The 1,817-nt window shown below is 59.2% G+C and carries 2 tRNA genes and 2 rRNA genes; all 4 read right to left on the bottom strand.

Features of this window, described 5'->3' with window-relative positions:
* Positions 1–207, bottom strand: a 23S ribosomal RNA gene (locus ACVWXZ_RS14225); the annotation flags it as partial.
* Between the two features lie 233 nt (positions 208–440).
* A tRNA-Ala gene (locus ACVWXZ_RS14230) sits at positions 441–516 on the bottom strand.
* Positions 517–605: 89 nt separating this feature from the next.
* Positions 606–679 (bottom strand) — tRNA-Ile (locus ACVWXZ_RS14235).
* 123 nt (positions 680–802) lie between these two features.
* Positions 803–1,817: ribosomal RNA gene (locus ACVWXZ_RS14240) — 16S ribosomal RNA — on the bottom strand; the annotation flags it as partial.

Here is a 1,817-nt window from a genome sequence, read left to right on the forward strand (position 1 = left end):
ACTAAGATGTTTCAGTTCGCCGCGTTCGCCCCTTTGGCCTATGGATTCAGCCAAAGGTGACAAGGCTTGCGCCTTGCCGGGTTGCCCCATTCGGGAACCTGCGGATCACCGCTTTTGTCCAGCTCCCCGCAGCGTTTCGTCGGTAACACGCCCTTCCTCGCCTCTGCGTGCCTAGGTATCCACCGTGCGCCCTTAACTGACTTGACCTTTTCACCTCACGTAACATTGGTGTTCTACCTGCCTCATGCCCCCAGGTTGCTGCTGCTTCCCCCAAGCCAAGGCTCGGAGGGCTCAACCCAGAAGCATGCTGCTCTCTTGCTATGCAGTTTTCAAAGTGCTGGCCGGCTCAACCCGGCTGGAGGCTTGTGCTCGGACCCAAACCCCTAGCCCGGTCGTCAACCTATCCAACTGGAGAACCCCTTCCCGGCTCCTCACCAAAGTGGTGGAGGTAAGCGGACTCGAACCGCTGACTTCTGCCGTGCAAAGGCAGCGCTCTACCAGCTGAGCTATACCCCCAATCCAGACTGCACCCACCCTCTGGCTTTGCCCTCAGCTTGGCCAGCTCGCTTCTAGCTTGCTAGCTCTCCCTTCTCCAGGACAAACAGTGGGCCATCCTGGACTCGAACCAGGGACCTCACCCTTATCAGGGGTGCGCTCTAACCACCTGAGCTAATAGCCCTTCCCTTGGCTCTCCCCCAGAACCTCAGTCAACCATCCCCTCAACCCCGACCGACCTGGGATGACCTTTGCTGGCCTGAGGGTGGCCTGACTCCTCTCAGATGCCCCAAGGTAGGTCTCCCTAAAAGGAGGTGATCCAGCCGCACCTTCCGGTACGGCTACCTTGTTACGACTTCACCCCAGTCACCAGCCCTGCCTTCGGCGGGTGCTCCGACTTCGGGCATGGCCAGCTCCCATGGTGTGACGGGCGGTGTGTACAAGGCCCGGGAACGTATTCACCGCAGCATGCTGATCTGCGATTACTAGCGATTCCGCCTTCACGCAGGCGAGTTGCAGCCTGCGATCTGAACTGAGACGCGGTTTTTGGGATTGGCTCACGCTCGCGCGCTCGCGACCCTTTGTCCGCGCCATTGTAGCACGTGTGTAGCCCAGGGCGTAAGGGGCATGCTGACTTGACGTCATCCTCACCTTCCTCCGGTTTGTCACCGGCAGTCTCCCTAGAGTGCCCAACTCAATGCTGGCAACTAGGAACAAGGGTTGCGCTCGTTGCGGGACTTAACCCAACATCTCACGACACGAGCTGACGACAGCCATGCACCACCTGTGTCCGCGCTCCCGAAGGCACCCCCACGTTTCCGCAGGGTTCGCGGCATGTCAAGCCCTGGTAAGGTTCTTCGCGTTGCATCGAATTAAACCACATGCTCCACCGCTTGTGCGGGCCCCCGTCAATTCCTTTGAGTTTCACACTTGCGTGCGTACTCCCCAGGCGGGACACTTAACGCGTTAGCTCCGACACTGACCGGGTCGATACGGCCAACGTCTAGTGTCCATCGTTTACGGCTAGGACTACTGGGGTATCTAATCCCATTCGCTCCCCTAGCTTTCGTACCTCAGCGTCAGTTGAGGCCCAGTTGCGCGCTTCCGCCTCAGGTGTTCTTCCCGATCTCTACGCATTTCACCGCTACACCGGGAATTCCCGCAACCCCTACCTCACTCTAGCCGGTCAGTTTCCAGGGCCTTCCCACAGTTGAGCTGTGGCCTTTAACCCCAGACTTGACCAGCCGCCTACGTACCCTTTACGCCCAATAATTCCGGATAACGCTTGCCTCCTCCGTCTTACCGCGGCTGCTGGCACGGAG

Source organism: Thermostichus sp. MS-CIW-38 (assembly GCF_054058415.1).